Consider the following 4,972-nt stretch of genomic DNA (forward strand, 5'->3'; position numbering starts at 1 on the left):
GTGGCCCAAGGGCGGGTACGGCATCCCGCCGCTCAACCTGAGGTGCCCCCCAGGTATGCAGTCCCGGCCCCGCACAAAGACCTGAAAACGACCGGTTCCGCACATCAACACAATACAAGGTCGGGTTAGCCCAACGGGCGTAACCCGACACCACCGACTCAAGGCGCCGGCGAACCTTCCTTCTGATACTTGGGCGAACGCGGCCCGTACAGGATGCCGTTGGGCCGCCCAGCCGAGAGCAGGCGGTTGGCGGTGATGCCGGCGATCGGGTGGCCGCGGTTGCTCAGGGTGTCGGCGATCTGGGTGATGACCGCCTTCACCAGCAGGCCCACCACACCGCCGCTCGAGTTGTTGTTGCCTTCTTCGCTCGACGCGGTGGCGCTGCCTTCCCACAGGGTGGCGCCGCTGCGCAGATCAACCAGCTTGGCCTCGGCGGAGACGCGGGTCTCGCTGGAGATGATCATGTACTTGGTGCCGTAGTGGGTGACCTTGATGTACAGGGCCGAATCGGCACCAAAGATCTCGCGCAGCTTCTTGAGTGGCACCTGCTGGATGTCGGCCGGGGAGGTGAGGCCGTTCTGACGGAAGGCTTCATCCACCAGCGTTACCGGCAGCACGTAGTAACCGGACTCGGCCAGCGGCAGCGTGGTCTGGGCATACATGCTGTAGGTGGCGTTCACGTCCGGCGAATCGTTGAGCGGCGGCAGCACCAGGATGGACTTGGGCCGGCTCTCGCGGAAGGCGGTGTAGTCGTAGCCCGGCTTGGTGGCGCAGCCGGCAAGCAGCGCCACGCCGATGGCCAGCAACACCCGTTGAAAAAGGCGCGATCGGATCATTGGCGGGCCTCGGCGGGTTTGGGTTGGAACTTCTTCAGGATGAAATCCATGAAGGGTGCGCCTTCGGGAAACTGCTGCTTCTCGGCTTCGAGGCTCTCGGCGAGACGGCCGGCCTGGCCGCTCTGGCCGTAGAGCATTCCCAGGTGGGCCTGGAAGCCCGGCGGCAGGGGCAGGCCCTTGGCGCGGGCCTGCTCACGCATGGCCTCGAGGGCCTGGATCTGCTCCTGCTGGCCCTTGGCGTTGTTGAAGTGGCTGTACATCACGCTGGGGTAATCGCCCCAGTAGTAGAGCGGCTTGGGCTGCGTGGCGCAGCCGGCGAGCAGGCCGACCGCCAGCGCGGCCAGCGCCAGCCGGCCGTGCCGGAAAGAAGAAACGTGCATGGTGTGGGCTCGGCTCCGGGCTTAGTCGGCGAGGCGCAGCGCGCCGGATTCGACACCGCCGACAAGGTTGTCGACAGCTTCGCGGATGGCCAGGTCGAGCACCTTGCCGTTGAGGGTGGAGTCGTAGCTGGCGGTGCTGCCAAAGCCCACGACCTCACGGTTGGAGAGGCTGTATTCGCCGGCGCCCTGGGCGGAGTAGACGACCTCGGAGGTCTTCACATCCACCACGTTGAGGGCCACCTTGGCGTAGGCCACCTGCTGCTTGCCGCGGCCGAGGATGCCGAACAGCTGGTGATCGCCCACTTCCTTGCGGCCAAACTCGGTCACGTCGCCGGTGACGACGAAGCGGGCGCCCTTGAGCTTCTGCTCCACCTTGTTGAGGGCGGCCTCCTGCTTGATCTCGGACATGTTCTCGCGCTCCAGCACGTTGAAGCGGTTGGTCTGCTGGAGGTGGGTGATCAGGATGGTCTTGGCCTGGCTGCCGAGGCGGTCGACGCCATCGGAGAAGATGCCGCGCATGAAGCTGGAGCGGTTGTCGAACTTGCCCACCGAGATCGGCGTGCGCGCGCCGGTGTAGGCGCGGGCAGCGGCGGCGGGCTTGGCGACGGCCACGGTGCGGGATTCTTCGGTGGCGGCACAGCCGACCAGCGTGCTGGCGGCGGCGGTGACGGTGGCAAGAATGGCAAGGGTCTTCTTCATGCGTGTACCTGCAATGTGAGTGGAATTCCGTGAGGCTGGAATTATATACACATGGCAATGCTTTTTGCATTTAACGAAGACGATCCGGCCCGGCAGAAGAGGCTGGCGTGACCGCGATGGGGCGATGGCGCGCGCGCAAAAGGCGGCGGGCAGGCGCGGGGGCGATCCGGAGGGTGCTGCGAGGGGATGCGCGATGCGCGGGGGGAATCAGGCGCCGGAACAGGCCGTAGTGCCTGGTGCGTCCTGACGGAGTCGAACCGCCGACCTCCACGATGTCAACGTGGCGCTCTAACCAACTGAGCTAAGGACGCTGGGGGAATGGAGCGGCAGAAGAGTCTCGAACTCTCGACCTCAACCTTGGCAAGGTTGCGCTCTACCAACTGAGCTACTGCCGCTCGAAAAGAATGCTGCTTGGTGCTGGCGGAGTGGACGGGACTCGAACCCGCGACCCCCGGCGTGACAGGCCGGTATTCTAACCAACTGAACTACCACTCCACTTTTACCGCATGGCCGCCGATGACCGGCTGCCGAACCTTCACTTGCCTTGGTGCCCAGGAGAGGACTCGAACCTCCACGGAGTTACCCGCTAGTACCTGAAACTAGTGCGTCTACCAATTCCGCCACCTGGGCAGGCGGTGAAGGGCGCGAATAATAACCAAGGTTTTGCGGATGCGCCAGCCCCTCTTGAAAAAAAGTGCGGTGCACCCGCGGCCCCACGCCTCCGCAGAGGCTATTCAAAGGCCTTCGTAGGGGCGACTTCAGTCGCCCATCCCCACGCGAAACGATCACAAGCGCCTCAATCAAAACCCAGAGACGACAGGCGTGACCGTAGCAAGGCCATGAAGACCGCCCGGATCGTCAGGCGACTGCGGCAGGCTTGCTGGTGCGGCTGCGGGCCTTCTTCTCGGACTTCTTCTTGAGGCCCACCTGCACCATCTCGTCGGAATCGGGCCCGTAGATCGCGCGGACCTGCTCCTTGGCACCGACAACGATGTCCTGTAGCGCCCACTGGGCCGCGACGATGGCATCTCGCGCTGCCAGACGCGCGTGCTCGGTGTGCAGATCGTTCACCTCGGCAGTACGCAGCAGTTCAACACAGGCGGTGATCGCCTCCAGCGAGAAAGCGGGGTTGTAAGGCTTGTACCCGGGCATCGCCTTGAGCGCCAGATAGGCGTCGATGTTGGCCTGCACCTGATCGGCCGGCATGCGGTTCTTGCGGTTGGATCCCATGAGTTCGTCTCCTCGGTCCTTGTGATGAAAGGTTGATGAAAGCGGGGAGGATCATGGTGGAGCAGCTATGATGTTGTCAACCATCTACCCGAATCGGATGGTCGTCGCTGCGCCGGAGTGCGCTAGATCGATGATGGAGCGGCGTAGATCGTCGATGGGCGTCGCTAGATAATCGATGGGCGTGCGCCCATGAATCATCTATGCCGATAGATGACTGATCTACGGCGCTAGATGAACGATCTAGGGGCGTAGATGACTTATCCGATAGTCTTTACCCTTGATGGGTAGGCGTAGATCAAGGGTGGAGACTATCGTGAGGGTGATGGGAGGGGATAGATGTGGGTCGGAAGGTGGGGAGGTCGGATTGAAGCAGAGTGATCCGACGGTTGCGAGTGCTGAGGACGGTGGTGGTGCGGGTAGTGGCTGGGCGGTTTGACGCTGTAAGCGGGATGGCCGGGAGGTATGGCTGGTGATTAGCCAGAGTCGACGTTCATGCAGATGCTCTAAAATGACGGCTGTCGGCCAGGAGCGGCCAACTGGGCCCGACTGCTTTATGACTCGGCTAAGGGCGACGGATGGCAGTGCGTGTTGAACCAATGGAACGCCTAGCTACAGGAGTCGTACCTTGCGTCCTGCCTCCGATCTATCTGTCTAGCGCTAACCAGCAAATACTTATCTAGATGACGAGCTCCAATTGATAAAAAATAAGTCGTTTCGCATGGATTTTGATAATCCCCATCAGAACGCCGTTGTTGGCGGGCAATGGATTGGCGACACAAGAAACGCATATCGGGAGGGCTTCATGCAGGCGACCTTGGTTTTGCTCGCGGCCGCTGCAACTGAGTCTTATGTCGCCCCCAGCTCTGACGAGACTGCCTGTGTCTTCATTGACGCACTTGTCTACCCGATTTGCTTCAATGCCCGGCACTTTATGGAGCTGTTCTTGAAGGACTCAATCCGAAACGTCTCCGCACTGGGTAAGAACACAACCGAGGTTGGTGTCATCGCGACTCATGACTTAATCGGGCTATGGGATAACTTTGCGGCAGCCATCGCGCGCGACAGTCGTCTCGTGGAACTCGGAATGCCGTTGGAAGAGGTATTCAAAGATGTTGCCGAAGTCGATAACAAGGGGATGGCATTTCGGTACTCCCATGATCTTGACGAAAGAATGCATCTTCGCGACCTTGAGCACATCAACCTGGATGTGCTCGGTGATCGCTTGCGTAAGATGTTCAAGCAGGCAGAAGAGTTCACCGTGTGCTTAACGGTACTACAGCAGGAATACGCGCAGAACACGTTCACCGGGAAGTTGCATCGAGGGAACATAGAGGCCATCGCCAAGCGACTGCCGCCTCACGTTAATTGGGCTAAAGAGCTCGAGCCGGTCAAGAAAGAGATATGTGACCAATTCGGGCTGTCGTCGAACGACTTCGGCAAAGCTCTTGATTTAATAAAGCACCATAGAGAGTTTTCCAGCCTAATCGGGCTGGAGTCACCGCTCGAAGAGTTACCAGTAGATGTTTTCACACGTCTTGCATGCGTTCACTCCGGCGAAGCTGCTCACGACGTGATTACGAAGGCTGAGTGGCTAAGCTTAGATGCAGTGATGGAGATTAGTCGCATAGGCTCGTACAGTGAGGAGTACGACTCGTATCTGAAGCACATTTCTGGTCCGAATTTCGAGGGGGCATTTGACCCAATGCTCCCAACTTAAGCCCCCTTATATGCCAAATGCTGGTGCGGCTTGACGCGTCGTGGCCTGGGGTAACTTCGATCAGGTTGGATGTGGCAGCGGGCACACGCGATGGCGTCAAGCACGGTCTG

At 60.4% G+C, this 4,972-nt stretch carries 5 protein-coding genes and 4 tRNA genes; 1 reads left to right on the forward strand and 8 read right to left on the reverse strand.

Annotated features, from left to right (window positions below; all coding sequences use genetic code 11):
- Window positions 1-158: 158 nt before the first annotated feature.
- From GH681_RS22430 to GH681_RS22465, 8 genes are all read right to left on the reverse strand, one after another.
- Window positions 159-836 (reverse strand): DUF799 domain-containing protein, encoded by a 678-nt coding sequence (locus tag GH681_RS22430; protein ID WP_153163730.1) that lies wholly within the window; start codon window positions 834-836, stop codon window positions 159-161.
- A complete protein-coding gene (locus GH681_RS22435; RefSeq protein WP_153163731.1) occupies window positions 833-1,216 on the reverse strand; it encodes a DUF4810 domain-containing protein in 384 nt (127 codons plus the stop codon). Before GH681_RS22435 ends, GH681_RS22430 begins: the two co-directional genes overlap by 4 nt.
- Window positions 1,217-1,237: 21 nt before the next feature.
- Window positions 1,238-1,915 carry a CsgG/HfaB family protein gene (locus GH681_RS22440; RefSeq protein WP_153163732.1) on the reverse strand — a complete coding sequence of 226 codons (678 nt, stop codon included), beginning with the start codon at window positions 1,913-1,915 and terminating at the stop codon, window positions 1,238-1,240.
- Between the two features lie 234 nt (window positions 1,916-2,149).
- A tRNA-Val gene (locus tag GH681_RS22445) sits at window positions 2,150-2,226 on the reverse strand.
- Window positions 2,227-2,234: 8 nt separating this feature from the next.
- Window positions 2,235-2,310, reverse strand: a tRNA-Gly gene (locus GH681_RS22450).
- 23 nt (window positions 2,311-2,333) lie between these two features.
- Window positions 2,334-2,410, reverse strand: a tRNA-Asp gene (locus tag GH681_RS22455).
- A gap of 50 nt (window positions 2,411-2,460) precedes the next feature.
- Window positions 2,461-2,545, reverse strand: a tRNA-Leu gene (locus tag GH681_RS22460).
- Between the two features lie 228 nt (window positions 2,546-2,773).
- A complete protein-coding gene (locus tag GH681_RS22465; protein ID WP_153163733.1) occupies window positions 2,774-3,145 on the reverse strand; it encodes a hypothetical protein in 372 nt (123 codons plus the stop codon).
- A gap of 694 nt (window positions 3,146-3,839) precedes the next feature.
- Here GH681_RS22465 and GH681_RS22470 point away from each other — a divergent pair.
- Window positions 3,840-4,862, forward strand: a complete 1,023-nt coding sequence (locus GH681_RS22470) for a hypothetical protein (RefSeq protein ID WP_153163734.1) — start codon at window positions 3,840-3,842, stop codon at window positions 4,860-4,862.
- The last annotated feature ends 110 nt before the right edge of the window (window positions 4,863-4,972 follow it).

The organism is Zoogloea sp. 1C4 (assembly GCF_009469605.1).
GTDB classification, from domain to species: Bacteria; Pseudomonadota; Gammaproteobacteria; order Burkholderiales; family Rhodocyclaceae; genus Zoogloea; species Zoogloea oryzae.